The organism is Microbulbifer hydrolyticus, assembly GCF_009931115.1.
GTDB lineage: Bacteria > Pseudomonadota > Gammaproteobacteria > Pseudomonadales > Cellvibrionaceae > Microbulbifer > Microbulbifer hydrolyticus.
Genome location: NZ_CP047491.1, coordinates 2,182,505 through 2,198,931, shown reverse-complemented (window position 1 = coordinate 2,198,931; position 16,427 = coordinate 2,182,505). Strand labels below are relative to the sequence as shown.

Below are 16,427 nucleotides of genomic sequence, written 5' to 3'. Positions count from 1 at the left end.
GGCTAATTTATTGTCTTGATTCTCGCTATCCAAATAATGAATGTTAGCCTGAACCCCTTGATAAACCTCAACTGTTGCCAAACTGAAGCCGGTCTCAACATGCCGGTCGAGAGTCCCGCCCATGAATCTGGAAAGAGCTGATCTGAACCTTTTGGTCTACCTCGATGTGCTGTTGCGTGAGCGCAACGTCACCCGAGCCGCCAACCAGCTGGGATTGTCCCAGCCGGCCATGAGTAACGGCCTCAAGCGCCTGCGTGAGCTGTTCGGGGACCCGCTGTTGGTGCGCACCCGGGAGGGCATGATGCCCACTGAGCGCGCCATGGAGCTGCAGCCCATGGTGCGCGAAGCCCTTGCCGCCATTGACCAGGTGATCCAGCCCAACCGGGATTTCGCGCCATCGGACGCCCGCCGCACCTTCCGCATCATGGCCAGTGACTATGCGGAATCCACCCTGATTCCGCCGCTTCTGAAGCAATTACGCGTCAGCGCCCCTGGTATTAGTCTAGACATCATGACGCCCAGTGACGTGAGCTTTGTGGATGTGGAGCAGGGCAAAGTGGATATGGTGATCAACCGGTTTGACTCGATGCCACAGAGCTTTCACCAGGCGACCATCTGGAGTGATACCTTTTCCTGCGTCATGCGCACGGATAACCCGATTCTTCAGGACTACAATCTGGACAGTTATCTGAAGGCACAGCACATCTGGGTCAGTAAAACCGGCATGGGCGTCGGGGTAGGGGTGAACCCGGAAGATGTACAGCGCCTGGGTTGGGTGGATGAAGCCATCGGGCGACTCGGCCAGAAACGGGATATATCGGTGTTTACCCGCCACTACCAGGTCGCCATGTTGCTGGCGGAACAGAGCGATCTGATTGTTACCGTGCCGACCCGCCTTGCCCAGCTTGCCACCAGTAATCCCCGGGTGGCACTGAGGGAGCCACCACTCAAAATCCCGCCTCTGGAGCTGAAAATGGCCTGGAGTCCTCTGTTGCAACAGAGTGCACCGCACCGTTGGATGCGGCGTTTGATTCTCGACGTCGGACGTCAGTTATAACGCAGTCTGGCTCCTAAATTCATTTAGGGAATAGTGAAGATAGTGGCTATAAATTAGCGATATGGATCTTGCCCTGTTTAGAATGCCGCAACTCACCAGTCCCAATCACCAGTACCAAGAGGTCAGACATGACGGAAAGAGTCCGTATTGGCGGTCTGCAGATTGCCGAAGAACTCCATGCATTGATTGCGCAAGAAGTCATTCCCGGCACCGGCATCACTGCCGATGCGTTCTGGATGGAGTTCGAGAAAATCGTCAATGATCTGGCCCCGGTAAATCGTACGCTGTTGGAAAAACGCGACGAGATCCAGGCTCTGATGGATCAGTGGTACAGCAACAACCCTGAAGGTTATAAAGACCTGGATGCCTACAAGCGCTTTCTGCGTGAAATCGGCTATCTGGTCGACCAGCCGGCCGACTTCACCGCAAAAACCGAAAATGTGGACGCTGAAATTGCGACCATGGCCGGGCCCCAGCTGGTGGTCCCGGTGATGAATGCCCGCTACGCACTGAATGCCGCCAACGCCCGCTGGGGTAGTTTGTACGATGCGCTTTACGGCACCGATGTTATTAGCGAAGAGGGTGGTGCGGAAAAAACCGGCCAGTACAACCCGGTACGTGGTGACAAGGTTATTGCCTACGGACGCGACTTCCTCGACCAGGCACTGCCGCTAAATCGAGCCAGTCACACCGATGTGCGCGAATACCGCATCAATGGCTCCCTGCTGGAAGCGGAATTGCGCAATGGTAAAGTCGCGGCGCTCATGGACAGTCGCCAATTCCTGGGCTATCGCGGCGCCCAGGATGCGCCGCAAGCGATTCTGCTCTCGCATAACGGTCTGCATTTTGAAATCCAGATTGATCGCGAAAGCCCGATTGGTAAAACCGACAAGGCCGGGGTGAAAGACATCCTTGTCGAGTCCGCACTGACCACCATCATGGATTGTGAAGACTCTGTCGCGGCGGTGGATGCCGAAGACAAGGTCGTGGTCTATCGGAACTGGCTCGGCTTGATGAAAGGCGACCTGCAGGAAACGGTCAGCAAGGGCGGCAAGGATATCCTGCGTACCCTGAACCCGGATCGCGAGTACCACGGCGCTGAGGGTGGCAAAGTGTCGCTGCCTGGTCGCAGCCTTATGTTCGTGCGCAATGTGGGTCACCTGATGACCAACGATGCGGTTCTGGATAAGGACGGCAATGAGGTGCCCGAGGGTATTCTCGACGGCATGGTGACCAGTCTGATTGCTATGCACGATCTGCGCGGCACTGGCCCGCTGCGGAATTCCCGTACCGGTAGCGTGTATATCGTGAAGCCGAAGATGCACGGCCCCGAAGAAGTGGCGTTCGCCAATACATTATTTGATCGCATCGAAGACGCACTGGGCCTGGCGCGCAACACGTTGAAAATGGGCATCATGGATGAAGAGCGTCGCACCACGGTAAACCTCAAGGCCTGTATCGCGGCTGCGAAAGAGCGTGTCGTATTCATCAACACCGGGTTCCTTGACCGCACCGGTGATGAAATCCATACCTCGATGTTGGCGGGCCCCATGATCCGCAAAGGTGAAATGAAGCAGTCCAAGTGGATCTCCGCCTACGAGGACTGGAATGTCGATACCGGGCTGGCCACGGGCCTGAAAGGGCGTGCGCAGATCGGTAAGGGCATGTGGCCAATTCCGGATCAGATGGCGGCCATGATGGAAGCAAAAATCGGCCATCCCCTGGCCGGCGCCAATACGGCCTGGGTCCCTTCGCCGACCGCGGCGACGCTGCACGCACTGCACTACCATAAAGTGGATGTGGCGAAGGTTCAGGAGGAGCTGGCCAGCCGTGAGCCTGCGAGTCTTGACGATATTCTGACGGTGCCGGTGGCGGCCGACCCCCAGTGGAGTGCCGATGAAATCCAGCGTGAGCTGGATAATAACGCCCAGGGAATTCTTGGCTATGTTGTGCGCTGGATCGATCAGGGCGTCGGTTGCTCGAAGGTGCCGGATATCAATGACGTTGGCCTGATGGAAGACCGGGCAACCTTGCGGATTTCCTCCCAGCACATTGCGAACTGGCTGAAGCAGGGGGTCTGCACCCGCGCACAGGTAGAAGAAACCATGCGCCGCATGGCGGCCGTGGTTGACCGGCAGAATGCCGGTGACCCCGCCTACCGCGACATGGCGCCAAACTTCGACCAGAGCATCGCCTTTCAGGCCGCCTGTGAACTGGTGTTCGAGGGCTGTGCACAACCCAACGGCTATACCGAGCCGGTGCTGCACCGTCGTCGCCGTGAACTAAAGGCCAGCCAGCGCTAATCCAGTTCCGGTTTCTTCCAATATCAACGACCAAGCCCCGCCGCGCGCGGGGCTTTTTATTTGTGTAAGCTAAACGGAGGTTGGAACTACTAGGTTTAATGACGGAAGGAAACGCAGATGCTGAAAACAACCACACCTTCGGTGGAAGGGCGCGCTATTCAGGACTATCTCGGTGTCGTGGTCGGTGAAGCGATTCTCGGTGCCAACATCTTCAAAGATCTGTTTGGCTCTATCACCGATATTATTGGTGGCCGCTCCGGCGCCTACGAGCGGGAAATGGGCAAGGCGCGGAAAATTGCTTTCGAGGAGATCGAAGCCCAGGCCCGGGCGCTCGGTGGCAATGCCATCGTCGGTATCGACCTCGACTATGAAGTGGTGGGAGAAAAGGGCGCCATGATGATGGTCAGTGTGAGCGGTACCGCGGTAAGGCTTCGCTGATGTATCCTGACCGTCGATATTGTGGCGGTTGATCCCATTGTGACTATCCCATTGTGACTATCCCATTGTGACTATCGCATCGTGACTATCGCATCGTGACTATCCCATCGTGACTATCCCATCGTGACTATGGATTGTTCTGATACCAATGACGGCTATTTCCGGGTGCTTGAAGACGCCGGCAATGTATCGTCGAAAAACCCGGCGCTGGCCAGGCAGCCATTGGCTCGGGAGGTGGCTGTCGCCTTCTGTTACAACGGCGTCAATCACGCGGTCATGATGGCCACCCCGGAAGCGCTGGAAGATTTCGCCGTCGGTTTCAGCGTCTCTGGCGGCATTGTCCAGCACCGAGAGCAGATCATCGACCTGGACATTGAGCGGCATGACGATAGTGTCATGCTCAATATCACGCTCAATCAGCGAGCATTCAGTAAGCTCCGCGCGTTCCGTAGATCCATGACTGGAGCCAGTGGCTGCGGCCTTTGTGGTATCGAAGCGCTCTCGCAGGCGCTCACGCCACCGGAAGTGCTGCCCCCGCCCCGTTTTGCCGCACTGCCCCCGGTTGCCCATCTGTCGAAATTGCGTCAGCGCCTTCAGCGAGCGCAACAGCACCGCCACTCCAGTGGTGCCATGCATGCCGCGCTTTATGTTGATACACACGGAAAATCGCAAGTCTGTCGCGAGGATATCGGTCGCCACAATGCGCTGGATAAATTGATCGGAGGCTGTCTGCGCGAAGAGCAGGACCTGGCCGCCGGGTTTGTGGTGATCACCAGCCGCTGTAGCCTGGAACTGATCCAGAAATGCCTGCGCACCGGCGTCGGTACTCTCGTCAGTCTCGCCTCTCCATCGGATATCGCGGTGCGCTGGGCGCGCCGGTACCATCTCAATCTGGTACACCAGCCGGCGCAAGGCCCGGCCCGGGTCTATAGCGGCGCCGGCATAGAGAGCGCCTGTTGTGTTAACCCTCCCGCCGGAATATCGCTATGAAAACCCCTGTCGATCGTTTCCGTTTTCGTCCGTACCAGCGACCCGCTGCTGGCTGGGGCGCCTTGCGCAGTGTTGCGCATGCGTGGCTGGAAAGCCGGCAGCCGTTCAAGAACCTGCGCGCGATGTTGCAGACCAACCAGAATGGCGGCTTCGACTGCCCGGGTTGTGCCTGGGGTGAGGCGCCGCAAGAAGGGCGAATCCGTTTCTGTGAAAACGGCGCAAAGGCGGTTAATTGGGAGGCCTCCGGCCGCGGCGTGGACCGGGATTTTTTTGCCCGTCATAGCCTTGATGACCTGATGGCGCGGGAGGATTACTGGCTCGAATATCAGGGCCGTCTGACCGAGCCCATGTTGTATGACGGTGTAAACACCCATTACCAGCCGATTTCCTGGGACGAGGCATTTGCCCTGATCGCAGGCCACCTGAAAGAACTGCAGGATCCGAACCTCGCGGCTTTCTATACCTCCGGCCGCACCAGCAACGAAGCGGCATTCCTGTATCAACTTTTTGCCCGCGCTTTTGGTACCAATAACCTGCCGGACTGCTCGAATATGTGCCATGAGGCCAGCGGGGTGGCATTGAAGCAGAGTATCGGCACCGGTAAGGGTACAGTGACCTATGAGGACTTCGAAAAGGCTGAAGCCATTTTTGTCATCGGACAGAATCCGGGCACCAATCACCCGCGTATGCTGGAGCCGCTGAGTGACGCGGTTGCGCGTGGCGCGCAGGTAGTGGTGCTTAATCCATTGCGCGAACGCGGGCTCGAACGGTTCCAGGCGCCGCAGGATCCAGTGCAGATGCTGACCGATGGTGACCGCCCGCTGAATACAGCTTACTTACGGCCAGCGCTCGGTGGCGATATGGCGGCGATCCGTGGAATTGCCAAGTTTCTTTTTCAATGGCAGGCGGAGGCCGCACAGGAAGAGGGCGACGGCCCACTGGATATGGAATTTATCCGGGAGCATTGCGCGGGTTTCGAGGAATACCGGGCACAGGTCGAAGCGACCGGTTGGGACGAAATCCAGGCGTTCAGTGGTCTCGAGAAAGAGGAGCTCGAGCGTGCGGCGCATATTTATTGCCGCAGTCGCGCGACCATTATCTGTTGGGCGATGGGTATTACCCAGCACCGCCATTCAGTAGCGACCATTCAGGAAATCGCCAATTTACAGCTATTGCGTGGGCAAGTAGGACGGCCAGGTGCGGGGCTGTGTCCGGTACGCGGGCACAGCAATGTTCAGGGCGATCGCACAATGGGCATCGACGACAGTCCTCCCGCGTGGTTTCTTGATGCGCTTGAACACCGCTTTGCCTTTGCTGTTCCGCGTGAGGATGGCTACAACGTGGTGAAAGCGATCGAGGCCATGCACGCAGGCAAAATAAAGGTATTTATCGGCCTCGGGGGCAACTTCGCCCGGGCGACACCGGATAGCGCGCGCACGTGTGAAGCGTTACGCAATTGCGACCTCACGGTACAGATCAGTACCAAGCTCAATCGCAGTCATCTGGTGACGGGACGTAAAGCGCTCATCTTGCCGTGTCTCGGTCGCTCCGATATTGACCAGCAGCATGCCGGCCCGCAGGCGGTCACTGTAGAGGACTCTTTCAGTATGGTGCATGCCTCCTTTGGCCAGCTCAAGCCGCTATCGAAGGAGATGCGGTCCGAGCCAGCCATTGTCGCGGGTATTGCACAGGCAACGCTCGGTAGCAACCCCGTTCCCTGGGTGGAACTCACTGAAGACTATCGTCGAATCCGCGCGCTGATCGCCGAGACTATTCCAGGGTTTGAAAATTTCGAGCAAAAGCTTCAGTCGCCCGGTGGTTTCTACCTGCAGAACCCGGCGAGACAGCGTCGCTGGAATACCGACAACAAGAAAGCCAATTTCATCAGTCATGCACTCCCGGCACCACTGCCCGCTGAGGTGATGGAAAAAATCGGGAAAACGGGCGCGCGAAAGGTCGATCTCGTGTTGCAGACATTGCGCTCTCACGACCAGTACAACACGACGGTGTATGGCCTTGATGACCGCTACCGCGGGGTAAAGGGCGAGCGACATGTTCTGTTCGCCCATCTGGAGGATATTCACCGCCTGGGTTTTTCCGACCGGCAGAAAGTCGATATTGTTTCCCTGTGGAGCGATGATCTCGAACGTCGGGTTTCCGGGTTTACCCTGATCGCGTTTGATATTCCACAAGGACAGGCGGCTGCCTATTATCCCGAGGCGAATCCACTGGTTCCGCTGGAAAGCTACGGCGTAGGCAGCTTCACCCCCACATCGAAATATATCGCCATTCGTCTTGAACCGAATTCGGCTCAAGAGAGAATCGTCTAGCGGGCTTTTGGTGCAGAAGATAGCGAGTGGCAGTGGGCGCGGTCAGCCTGCCACTAGAGCAGAAAGCGCTTCAACTCCGGGTCTGGCAGGGCGTGCAACCACGCCTGCTCAAAAACATCCTGAAGCTTCCTGACACCTACGGGGTCGTTGCTATCGTAGTGCCCCTGCCATTTTTCCTGGTCCGCGCGGAATAGCACGAGTCCGCGGTCGGCGATCGCAAACTCCCAGGTTGTGGGTTCAGTCGAGGGTTGGATTTTTTTCAGCTCTATTCGGCTGCCCAGCCGCTGGAGCAGTGGCAATATACGGTGAGGGCGGCTCAGTAGCGGGTCGCTGTCGGTGATCAGAATCTGAACTCGCGCGTAGCGGCTGCTGCGGGCAAATTCTGAAAGACGGTCTATGGTGTCAGGGGTATTGTAGAGAGGGCGTGCCAGCCCCTGGGAATAGATCCGCAAATGGCGACGTGCCTTGCCAAGCAGTTGCTGTAGCGCACCATGGAACTCTACCGCATCGCTCAGCGGAATGTTGGTGGAATCCATCGCGCCGCTGCTACCGGTTCCAGTCATCGACATTTTCGCAAGGCTCTTTGTCGCTCAGGGTCAGATCCATGCGTACATGGGAAATACCCGCTTCCATGAATTCCTCCCCGCTTGCCGCGAAACCGGCCTTTTCATAAAAGGGAGCGGCCTGTACCTGGGCGTTCAGGTACACGTTTTTCTGGCCCGAAACCCGCGCAAACTTGCAGATCCTTTTTAGGAGCTCGAGTCCGGCGCCCAGGCCGCGGGCCTCTTTCAGGATGGCCATGCGCCCGATCTTGCCACCGCCGGTCAGCCGGCCGGTGCCAATGGGTTTGTCGTGGTGATAGATTAGGAAGTGTTGCGCGCTTTCTTCATGCTCATCCCATTCCAGCTCAGGCGGCACTTTCTGTTCGTCGACAAATACTTTCTGACGAATCCTGCGAATGTCACCCCGGTCGGTCTGCCAGTCGGCCAGGCGTACAAACAGGCTCATGCAAAACTCCTTTTATTATCCCGCGCAGCATTGCCACGGGTTAGTCTGGACTTTCTTCGTCCAGATCGTCGTCTTCGAGGACTTCAGGGTAAATGAGACTGCCCTGGGAAACCAGCAGGTCAAGCAATCCATCGGAGGCGGCGAGTTCCGGGTAGGCCTCTATATCGCTCTGGGTCAGCGTGTGACTGTTGCAGAACCCTTCGGCGAACAGCAGCGGCGCCGGGAAAGATTCGCCGTCCACAAAGAGGCTGGCGGGTTCTCGGCAGAAGGCGCAGCGGGAGCCCGGATTGAGGATCAGGCTGCTGCCCTCCGCCAGTTGTTCGCGCCAGTCCTCGGCGGTGCCGGCATCCAGTGCGATGGTATCCGGGTATTTGGCTTCGGTCATGATGGCGCCGAACCACTGGGCGATATTCTGTGGCTGCTGTAACCACTCTGCCAGGTGGCGCTGAACCCGGGCGACCGATTGCGGATCAATTTCTGATGGATTGGCCGGCAGGGTGAGGTCCGGGTCCGTGTAGCGGTAGTGATCCGGCAGGCCAGCTCCCAGCTCTGCGGCCAGATCTTCAAGCATGGTGCGGGCAGAAGGTGCGCGGAAGCCAACAGAGATGGTGGTGCAACCACCCTCGGCGATCCCCCAGTGGCTGTACTGCGGGGGGAGATACAGCATATCCCCGGGCTCCAGCACCCAGCTGGCCTCCGATTCAAACTCCCGGAGGATGTTCAGTGGGGTGCCCTCTACACGCGGGCTGCTGGCGTCAGCCTTGGGGCCGAGGTGCCAATGGCGCTTGCCTTCGGCCTGCAGCAGGAATACGTCGTAAAAATCGTAGTGGGGCCCAACGCTGCCCTGATCGGCAGCGTAGCTGATCATGATGTCGTCGAGTCGCCAGTCGGGGAGAAACCGGAAATGGTTCTTGAGGGCCGCCACCTCCGGGATCCACTGATCCACCGCCTGGACCAGCAGTGTCCAGTGTGTCTTGGGCAGTGAGAAGAAGTCTTCTTCGGTAAACGGGCCCGAGCGCAGTTGCCAGGGGCCGTCGATACCGTGTTCCTCGATCAGACGGGATTCAATCTGTTCTTCCAGCGCCATTCCGGCGAGCTCTTCGCCGGAAATAGGCGCCTCAAAGTCGGGGAAGGCGTTGCGGATGAGCAGCGGCTTTTTCTGCCAGTAGTCCCGCAGGAACGTTTCCACCGGGATTTCGCCAAGGTGGGTCAGTGGTTCAACGGAGTGGCGCTGGCCCGACTCAGTCATGGCGAAATCTCCCGGGTGTTTGGCAATTGCTCAGGCTCAGATCTTGTTGGCCTGGGCCACTGCATTGCCGATATAGCTGGCGGGAGTCATCTCGCGCAGCGACTGCTTGGCTTCTTCCGGCATATCCAGGCCGTCGATAAAGACCGCCAGGGTTTCTTTGGTGATGCCCTGGCCGCGGGTGAGGGCCTTCAGTTTTTCATAGGGTTCTTCGATGTTGTAGCGGCGCATGACGGTCTGGATTGGTTCCGCGAGCACTTCCCAGGAATTGTTCAGGTCTTCTTCCAGGCGCGCGCGGTTGATCTCGAGCTTGCTCAGACCTTTCAGGGTGGCCGCGTAGGCGATGACGGAATACCCGGCGCCCACGCCCATGTTGCGCAGTACGGTGGAGTCCGTGAGGTCGCGCTGCCAGCGGGAAACCGGCAATTTGGCCGCCAAGTGCTGGAATACCGCATTGGCGATACCGAGGTTGCCTTCGGAGTTTTCGAAGTCAATCGGATTCACTTTGTGCGGCATGGTGGAGGAGCCCACTTCGCCGGCAACCACTTTCTGCTTGAAGTAGCCAAGCGAGATATAGCCCCAGATATCGCGATCGAAGTCGATCAGGATGGTATTGAAGCGCGCAATCGCATCAAACAGCTCGGCAATATAGTCGTGGGGTTCGATCTGGGTGGTGTAGGGGTTCCAGGAAAGTCCCAGGGAAGTCACAAACTCTTCCGCATTGGCCTGCCAGTCCACGTCCGGGTAGGCGGACAGGTGTGCGTTGTAGTTACCCACCGCACCGTTGATTTTACCCAGCAGTTCGACGTCGTGAATCTGCTTTACCTGGCGGCGCAGGCGGGCGACCACGTTCGCGAGTTCCTTGCCGACCGTGGTCGGGCTGGCCGTCTGGCCATGGGTGCGCGACAGCATGGGCACGTCGGCGAATGTTTTCGCCAGGGTGGCGATCTCACTGACGATCTGGTTCATCGCCGGCAGCAGAACCTGGTCGCGGCCTGCGCGCAGCATCAGCGCGTGGGACAGGTTGTTGATGTCTTCCGAGGTACAGGCGAAGTGGATGAATTCGCTTACTGCAGCCAGTTGCTCATCACCTTTCACTTTTTCTTTAAGGAAGTATTCCACCGCTTTTACATCGTGGTTGGTGGTGCGCTCGATTTCCTTGATGCGTTCGGCATCCTGGACAGAGAACTGGGCAACGATATCGTCGAGAATCTGGTTGCTGTTTCCGGTGAAGGGCTGCACTTCCGCGATTTTCTCGTGGCGTGCCAGCTGCTGCAGCCAGCGTACTTCCACTTCCACGCGTGCGCGAATCAGGCCGTATTCGCTGAAAATATCGCGCAGGCCGGCAGTCTTGCTTTCGTAGCGTCCGTCAATGGGGGAAACCGCGGTCAGTGCGGATAGCTCGACAGTCATTGTGTCTCTCCGAGTTTGAGATTCGTCCGCATAATCACTCTCGTGTGCGGCGGAAATTTTGAAAACAGTTAGTGTTCCAGTGTTTCGTATTTGGATATCAGCGCATCCATCGCCGCAATCAGCTTCTTGCGCTGAAACAGCAGGTGCAGGCGGCGACCACCAAGTTGTCGCCACAGCATGGCCGAGCGCACCCCGGCAAATAGCATCGTGCGTATCTGGTTGGCGATGCGCTGTTGCTGCAGAAAATTGAAGTCCCCGAGCACCTGGATACGGAAGCGAAACGTACTGAGTGTATCGCTGTAGATGCTGGCCAGGTTTGCGTAGACATTTTCGTGGCCAACGCCGAAGTGATCCGTCTGCACGTGTGCCTTTTCCAGCCGGCTGCCAATAATGGAAAGCAGGTCGGGCTTCTTTGCCAGCTGCCGCTGCAAGTAGAGAATGGACAGGACGTAACGCAGGCAGTCGGTGTATTCCGGATGGCTGCGGGTGGCGATCAGCTGGCGCGCACCGCGCAGGCCAGGTAAAAGTTTTTCGACGCCACCATAGACGTCTTCCGTGGTTTCCGGGTTTTTCTGGAACAGGCTGAATACCGCCGTTTCCATCTGCTCTGCAGGTGCGGTACCGGTTTTGGCCAGTCGCTCTACCAGAATGGCCGCCTGGAATACGCCTGCCAATGCCAGTGCCTGATCTCGCCAGTTACTCAAGAGTTGCTCCCTGCGGCCTGTTTCTGGTGAAGGTCACCGTTGTCCACTTCGCCTACGCCGGTCGCCGCATCGATGACGGCACCGCCGAGGCAGATATCGCCCTGATAGATCACCACGGATTGCCCCGGGGTCACTGCTCGCTGTGGCCGGTCGAAGGCAATGGTAAGTTTGCCGTTGTCGTCGACGGTAATCTCGCAGTCCTGATCTTCCTGACGATAACGGGTTTTGGCCGCGGCGCGGAAAGACTGCGCGGGCGCCGCACCGTTGATCCAGTGCGCCTGGGTAGCGGTAAGCCCGGTGGAGTAGAGCAGCGGGTGGTGTTTGCCTTGTGCCACCAGTAATACGTTGCGTTCGAGATCTTTGCCAACCACGTACCAGGGTTGGTCGCCCGCACCTTTGACGCCACCGATTCCCAGTCCCTGGCGCTGCCCGATGGTGTGATACATAAGGCCGCTGTGCTGGCCCATCACGTTTCCTTCCGGCGTCTGCATCTCACCGGGCTGCGCCGGCAGGTATTGCTCAAGAAAGTCCTTGAAACGGCGCTCGCCGATAAAGCAGATGCCGGTGCTGTCTTTCTTGCTGTAGGTGATGAAGCCGTTCTCTTCGGCGATGCGGCGCACCTCGGGCTTTTCCAGCTTTCCCAGGGGGAACAGCGAGCGGGCAAACTCCGCTTCGCCAACCGCGTGCAGGAAATAGCTCTGATCCTTGTTGGCATCCAGACCCTTCATCAGGTAGGTGTGGCCGCCTTCGTCATGGCGGCGTGCGTAGTGACCGGTGGCAATGGCGTCCGCGCCAAGCATTTCCGCGTATTCCAGGAAGACTTTGAACTTGATCTCCCGGTTACACAGAATGTCTGGATTGGGGGTACGACCGGCCTTGTACTCGGCAAGGAAGTATTCGAATACGTTGTCCCAGTACTCGGCGGCGAAGTTTGCGGTATGCAGTTTGATGCCGAGGCGCTTGCAGACGGATTCTGCATCGGCCAGATCCTGCTTGGCCGTACAGTACTCGGTGCCATCGTCCTCGTCCCAGTTCTTCATGAACAGGCCTTCGACCTGGTACCCCTGCTCAATTAGCAGGTGCGCGGCCACGGACGAATCGACACCGCCGGACATACCGACAATAACCCGCTGGGGCCCCGCAATACCGGAGCTCGATTCGTTAGAAGTAGGGGACACAGGCAAATCCGAAGCTGACATGAAATACCAGTTGTTACAGTGAGGGGCGCCGTGGGGTTTTCAACCCGGGCGCGCCACGGTTCCGCCCGCCGGCGGGAAAATGGGGGCGCATTTTACCCGCGATTGGTGTTGCTGACCAATCCGGGCATTTTCGACCCCGGATCCGGTTGAACTGGGTGGTCGAACTATTTCCGCGCCAACTGTCCTTTTCAGCCTAGCTGCCGTTCGGGAATCTTACCGGCAGGTGCGCGGGTACTGGTCCCTGTGGCGCCCCCGATAAACCGGCCGGTCAGCGTTTTCTGCTGCGTGGCTTGCTGCGGCCGCTTCCGGCACGGCCTGTTGAATCACCTGGTGACTGGCCTTTGCCGCGGTGTCTCCGCTTGTGCCCGCTTTTATTGGCCGCGACCTTGGGCAGATATACGGTCTCTACGCGCTGCTCACCGGGAGCAAGCCCGTCGAGTCGCCAGTTGCCAATGGCACAGCGCACGAGTCGCAGGGTAGGGTAGCCCACGGCGGCCGTCATACGCCGCACCTGGCGGTTGCGGCCTTCGCTGATGGTGAGTTCGATCCAGCTCGTCGGGATGGCCTTGCGCTCACGAATGGGCGGGACGCGCGGCCAGATAGCCGGTTCAGCGATGACGCGGGCCTTGGCCGGGGCGGTCCGCCCGTCTTTTAGCTGCACTCCCTGGCGCAACTGCACGAGTGCGTCATCGGATACCATTCCTTCCACCTGGGCCCAATAGACCTTGGGGAGCTTGCTGTCCGGATGGGCAATCTGGTGTTGCAACTGGCCGTCGGCGGTAAGCAGGAGCAGTCCCTCCGAGTCGAAGTCGAGACGCCCTGCAGCGTATACCCCTGGCTTGTCTATATAGTCAGCGAGGGTCGGGCGACCTTCCTGGTCGGTGAACTGGCAGAGAACCCCGTAGGGCTTGTTGAACAGAATCAGTTGGCTCATGAGGTGGACTGTGGCGGGGTACTCGTGCTTTGGTTGTAATCAAACTACAAAATTAGGCGGATGCTGATATAATCGCGCCGATTTTTAGCTGGCTCGGCGTATGCAACGGCGCAAACAATGGGCGGCAACCAAGACCGGCAGTGGATATTCGGCGCATTATGCCGGTTTTTCACTTATAAAGCCGGACGTTTAGTCAAAGAGTTACGGGAGTCAACTTAATGGGTCATATCCAAGTGCCGGCCAACGGCGAAAAAGTTACAGTCAATGCAGATGGTTCTCTGAACGTACCGAACACCCCGATCATCCCGTTCATCGAAGGTGACGGCATCGGCGTGGATATCACCCCGGTAATGCGCAAAGTAATCGACGCGGCCGTCAGCAAGGCGTACAGCGGCGAGAAGGCCATCGCCTGGATGGAAATTTTCTGTGGCGAGAAAGCGGCAGAGACCTACAGCGGTGACTGGTTCCCGGCTGAAACCCTGGAAGCCATCCGGGACTACGTTGTCAGCATCAAAGGCCCGCTGACTACTCCGGTAGGTGGCGGCTTCCGCTCCCTGAACGTTGCCCTGCGCCAGGAACTCGACCTGTACGTGTGTCAGCGCCCGGTGCGCTGGTTCAGCGGTGTACCTTCCCCGGTTAAAGAGCCGAACAAGGTCGACATGGTGATCTTCCGTGAGAACTCCGAAGACATCTACGCCGGTATCGAGTGGAAAGCGGGCACCGACGAAGCCAACAAGGTCGTCAAGTTCCTGCAAGACGAAATGGGCGTTAAGAAAATCCGCTTCCCGCAGAACGTGGGTATCGGTGTGAAGCCAGTTTCCGAAGAAGGCACCAAACGTCTGGTACGCAAGGCCCTGCAGTACACCATTGATCAGGATCGCGACTCCCTGACCCTGGTGCACAAAGGCAACATCATGAAGTTCACCGAAGGTGCCTTCGCCGACTGGGGCTACGAGCTGGCCCGCGAAGAGTTCGGTGCACAGCCGATCGATGGCGGCCCCTGGTGCAGCTTCAAAAACCCGAATACCGGCAAGGAAATCGTGGTGAAAGATGTAATCGCCGATGCGATGCTGCAGCAGATCCTGCTGCGCCCGGCCGAGTACGACGTAATCGCCACCCTGAACCTGAACGGCGACTACCTGTCCGACGCGCTGGCCGCGCAGGTTGGTGGTATCGGTATCGCTCCGGGTGCAAACCTGTCTGACGAAGTAGCCCTGTTCGAGGCGACCCACGGTACCGCACCGAAGTACGCTGGTCAGGACAAGGTGAACCCTGGTTCCCTGATCCTGTCTGCAGAAATGATGCTGCGTCACCTGGGCTGGAACGAAGCCGCAGAGCTGGTCGTCAAAGGTATGGAAGGCGCTATCGAAGCCAAGACCGTTACCTATGACTTCGAGCGCCTGATGGACGGCGCCGAGCTGAAGTCCTGCTCCGAGTTTGGTGAGGCTGTTATCAAGCACATGGCTTGATCCTCAACGACTCAAAAAGCCTCGCATCTTCGTGATGCGGGGCTTTTTTTATGCCCGGAGTCCGGCGCTGGGTGTTTAGCCAGGTGAGAGGCTGGCCCTAGAACGACTAGCGGTAAGGGATCCTGGAAAGGTGGCACGGGTGTGCCAGCGAAAGGGCGCAAGGAATCAGCCGGGTACATGTCTCGGCTCGGTGTGAGGTCGCCGCTTCGGGGCGCCTTCAAGAGGCCAGCGTTACGCGCTGGCTGAACCGGCCACCCTCTCGAGCAGCCGGGAAGCCGGGATTAATCCAGGGCTTCTTCGGTCTCTCTTTGCCGTACGGGCGCAGCCTGCCCAGCCTGTGGGGCGGACACAGGAGCTTTGGGGCTTTCTGCGGTGGCGATGCTGATGTTGGCCGCGTGGTAGCCCTTGTCGCCCTCGATGATGTCGAAGTTGACCTGCTGACCGGCTTTCAGGGTGCGGTAACCCTCCATTTGAATCGCCGAGTAGTGAGCAAACAGGTCTTCACCACCCTCGTCAGCAAGAATGAATCCATATCCCTTGGCATTATTGAACCATTTAACGGTACCGGTAGGCATGGCGAAATCCCTCTAATTGCCGGGGCGACTGCTGGCCGCCTAAAAGTGTATTAATTATTGTTATCGCGCTTCATGCGCTTCCTTGTCGGTACAAAATCATTTGTACGACTATTGGCTTGTGCCTCATCACCGCGTGGCGCGGTTAATACCTCTTGTAGCCAAGACCCGGGCCCTTGTCAAGCGAGTAGCGTTGCTCGGACTGTGTCGGGAACGGTTTGGGGTTACAATGCCCGCTTGCCACATTCGCGGCAGTGACTGACGCTGATGATCTGTATCCGGTCTTCCCACCACATAAATCAGCGGAGCGTCAGCACTGTGAACTGATTCCTGAACTCTGATTGATTAGCACTATGGGAAAATCACAAATCATTAAACTACACTCCAACGAAGGCGAGGGCGACGATGATTTCCATCTTCACGGCGCCGAAGGGGATACCGCGCTTGCGGAGGCAAAACCACGCCTGAAGCGCCCCCCAATGTATAAGGTGGTCATGCTCAATGATGACTACACCCCAATGGAGTTTGTGGTCGAAGCGCTCGAGTTGTTCTTTTACGTCAATCGTGAGCGCGCCACGCAGTTGATGTTACAGGTACACACTAAGGGAAAAGCGATCTGTGGTGTCTATACTCGTGATATAGCGGAAACAAAGGCCGCACAGGTAAATCAGTTCGCACGGGATCATGAACATCCGCTACTGTGTGAAATTGAGGCAGATGAGGAAGACGAAAGCGGCGAGGAGGGTTGAGGTTACTAATTCCGG

15 protein-coding genes are annotated in these 16,427 nt (G+C 57.9%); 7 read left to right on the top strand and 8 right to left on the bottom strand.

Going from position 1 to position 16,427, the window contains the following annotated elements:
- Positions 1 to 121: 121 nt before the first annotated feature.
- The 5 genes from GTQ55_RS09235 (at position 122) to GTQ55_RS09215 (ending at position 7,118) form a co-directional block, all read left to right on the top strand.
- A complete protein-coding gene (locus GTQ55_RS09235) occupies positions 122 to 1,057 on the top strand; it encodes a LysR family transcriptional regulator (protein WP_161858473.1) in 936 nt (311 codons plus the stop codon).
- A gap of 128 nt (positions 1,058 to 1,185) precedes the next feature.
- Positions 1,186 to 3,360 (top strand): malate synthase G, encoded by a 2,175-nt coding sequence (locus GTQ55_RS09230; RefSeq protein ID WP_161858472.1) that lies wholly within the window; start codon positions 1,186 to 1,188, stop codon positions 3,358 to 3,360.
- 117 nt (positions 3,361 to 3,477) lie between these two features.
- On the top strand, positions 3,478 to 3,798 hold the full coding sequence (locus GTQ55_RS09225; protein WP_161858471.1) for a heavy metal-binding domain-containing protein: 321 nt from the start codon (positions 3,478 to 3,480) through the stop codon (positions 3,796 to 3,798).
- 129 nt (positions 3,799 to 3,927) lie between these two features.
- Entirely contained in the window at positions 3,928 to 4,788 is an 861-nt protein-coding gene (fdhD, locus tag GTQ55_RS09220; protein WP_161858470.1) for a formate dehydrogenase accessory sulfurtransferase FdhD, read from the top strand.
- Complete coding sequence (locus GTQ55_RS09215) at positions 4,785 to 7,118, top strand: FdhF/YdeP family oxidoreductase (RefSeq protein WP_161858469.1); 2,334 nt, start codon at positions 4,785 to 4,787, stop codon at positions 7,116 to 7,118. Before fdhD ends, GTQ55_RS09215 begins: the two co-directional genes overlap by 4 nt.
- 53 nt (positions 7,119 to 7,171) lie before the next feature.
- Here GTQ55_RS09215 and GTQ55_RS09210 read toward each other — a convergent pair whose 3' ends face one another.
- The 7 genes from GTQ55_RS09210 to GTQ55_RS09180 form a co-directional block, all read right to left on the bottom strand.
- Positions 7,172 to 7,687 carry a DUF7931 domain-containing protein gene (locus tag GTQ55_RS09210; protein WP_161858468.1) on the bottom strand — a complete coding sequence of 172 codons (516 nt, stop codon included), beginning with the start codon at positions 7,685 to 7,687 and terminating at the stop codon, positions 7,172 to 7,174.
- Entirely contained in the window at positions 7,665 to 8,126 is a 462-nt protein-coding gene (locus GTQ55_RS09205; protein ID WP_161858467.1) for a GNAT family N-acetyltransferase, read from the bottom strand. The genes GTQ55_RS09210 and GTQ55_RS09205 overlap by 23 nt, the downstream gene beginning before the upstream one ends.
- Before the next feature lie 40 nt (positions 8,127 to 8,166).
- Positions 8,167 to 9,375: a cupin domain-containing protein gene (locus GTQ55_RS09200; RefSeq protein ID WP_161858466.1), complete on the bottom strand. Its 1,209-nt coding sequence runs from the start codon at positions 9,373 to 9,375 to the stop codon at positions 8,167 to 8,169.
- Positions 9,376 to 9,411: 36 nt separating this feature from the next.
- Positions 9,412 to 10,785, bottom strand: a complete 1,374-nt coding sequence (purB, locus tag GTQ55_RS09195) for an adenylosuccinate lyase (protein ID WP_161858465.1) — start codon at positions 10,783 to 10,785, stop codon at positions 9,412 to 9,414.
- Between the two features lie 68 nt (positions 10,786 to 10,853).
- The gene (gene hflD, locus GTQ55_RS09190; protein WP_161858464.1) at positions 10,854 to 11,489 is read right to left on the bottom strand and encodes a high frequency lysogenization protein HflD; all 636 of its coding nucleotides are present in this window, start codon (positions 11,487 to 11,489) and stop codon (positions 10,854 to 10,856) included.
- Entirely contained in the window at positions 11,486 to 12,604 is a 1,119-nt protein-coding gene (gene mnmA / locus GTQ55_RS09185; protein WP_161860095.1) for a tRNA 2-thiouridine(34) synthase MnmA, read from the bottom strand. Before mnmA ends, hflD begins: the two co-directional genes overlap by 4 nt.
- A gap of 352 nt (positions 12,605 to 12,956) precedes the next feature.
- On the bottom strand, positions 12,957 to 13,622 hold the full coding sequence (locus tag GTQ55_RS09180) for an rRNA large subunit pseudouridine synthase E (RefSeq protein ID WP_161858463.1): 666 nt from the start codon (positions 13,620 to 13,622) through the stop codon (positions 12,957 to 12,959).
- A gap of 218 nt (positions 13,623 to 13,840) precedes the next feature.
- Here GTQ55_RS09180 and icd point away from each other — a divergent pair, with 218 nt between their 5' ends.
- A complete protein-coding gene (gene icd, locus GTQ55_RS09175; RefSeq protein WP_161858462.1) occupies positions 13,841 to 15,091 on the top strand; it encodes an NADP-dependent isocitrate dehydrogenase in 1,251 nt (416 codons plus the stop codon).
- 281 nt (positions 15,092 to 15,372) lie between these two features.
- On the opposite strand, the gene cspD is transcribed toward icd, so the two are convergent.
- The gene (cspD, locus tag GTQ55_RS09170) at positions 15,373 to 15,666 is read right to left on the bottom strand and encodes a cold shock domain-containing protein CspD (protein WP_161858461.1); all 294 of its coding nucleotides are present in this window, start codon (positions 15,664 to 15,666) and stop codon (positions 15,373 to 15,375) included.
- A 350-nt stretch (positions 15,667 to 16,016) separates the two neighbouring features.
- Between cspD and clpS the strand changes: the two genes are divergently transcribed.
- Entirely contained in the window at positions 16,017 to 16,412 is a 396-nt protein-coding gene (gene clpS, locus GTQ55_RS09165) for an ATP-dependent Clp protease adapter ClpS (RefSeq protein WP_161858460.1), read from the top strand.
- Positions 16,413 to 16,427 lie beyond the last annotated feature (15 nt).

Excerpts from the sequence above, each read along its gene's own strand:
- GTQ55_RS09235 (WP_161858473.1), top strand. The coding sequence starts at position 122 with ATGAATCTGGAAAGAGCTGATCTGAACCTTTTGGTCTACCTCGATGTG.
- GTQ55_RS09230 (WP_161858472.1), top strand. The coding sequence starts at position 1,186 with ATGACGGAAAGAGTCCGTATTGGCGGTCTGCAGATTGCCGAAGAACTC.
- GTQ55_RS09225 (WP_161858471.1), top strand. The coding sequence starts at position 3,478 with ATGCTGAAAACAACCACACCTTCGGTGGAAGGGCGCGCTATTCAGGAC.
- fdhD (WP_161858470.1), top strand. The coding sequence starts at position 3,928 with ATGGATTGTTCTGATACCAATGACGGCTATTTCCGGGTGCTTGAAGAC.
- GTQ55_RS09215 (WP_161858469.1), top strand. The coding sequence starts at position 4,785 with ATGAAAACCCCTGTCGATCGTTTCCGTTTTCGTCCGTACCAGCGACCC.
- GTQ55_RS09210 (WP_161858468.1), bottom strand. The coding sequence starts at position 7,687 with ATGTCGATGACTGGAACCGGTAGCAGCGGCGCGATGGATTCCACCAAC.
- GTQ55_RS09205 (WP_161858467.1), bottom strand. The coding sequence starts at position 8,126 with ATGAGCCTGTTTGTACGCCTGGCCGACTGGCAGACCGACCGGGGTGAC.
- GTQ55_RS09200 (WP_161858466.1), bottom strand. The coding sequence starts at position 9,375 with ATGACTGAGTCGGGCCAGCGCCACTCCGTTGAACCACTGACCCACCTT.
- purB (WP_161858465.1), bottom strand. The coding sequence starts at position 10,785 with ATGACTGTCGAGCTATCCGCACTGACCGCGGTTTCCCCCATTGACGGA.
- mnmA (WP_161860095.1), bottom strand. The coding sequence starts at position 12,604 with ATGTCCGGCGGTGTCGATTCGTCCGTGGCCGCGCACCTGCTAATTGAG.
- GTQ55_RS09180 (WP_161858463.1), bottom strand. The coding sequence starts at position 13,622 with ATGAGCCAACTGATTCTGTTCAACAAGCCCTACGGGGTTCTCTGCCAG.
- icd (WP_161858462.1), top strand. The coding sequence starts at position 13,841 with ATGGGTCATATCCAAGTGCCGGCCAACGGCGAAAAAGTTACAGTCAAT.
- cspD (WP_161858461.1), bottom strand. The coding sequence starts at position 15,666 with ATGCCTACCGGTACCGTTAAATGGTTCAATAATGCCAAGGGATATGGA.
- clpS (WP_161858460.1), top strand. The coding sequence starts at position 16,017 with ATGGGAAAATCACAAATCATTAAACTACACTCCAACGAAGGCGAGGGC.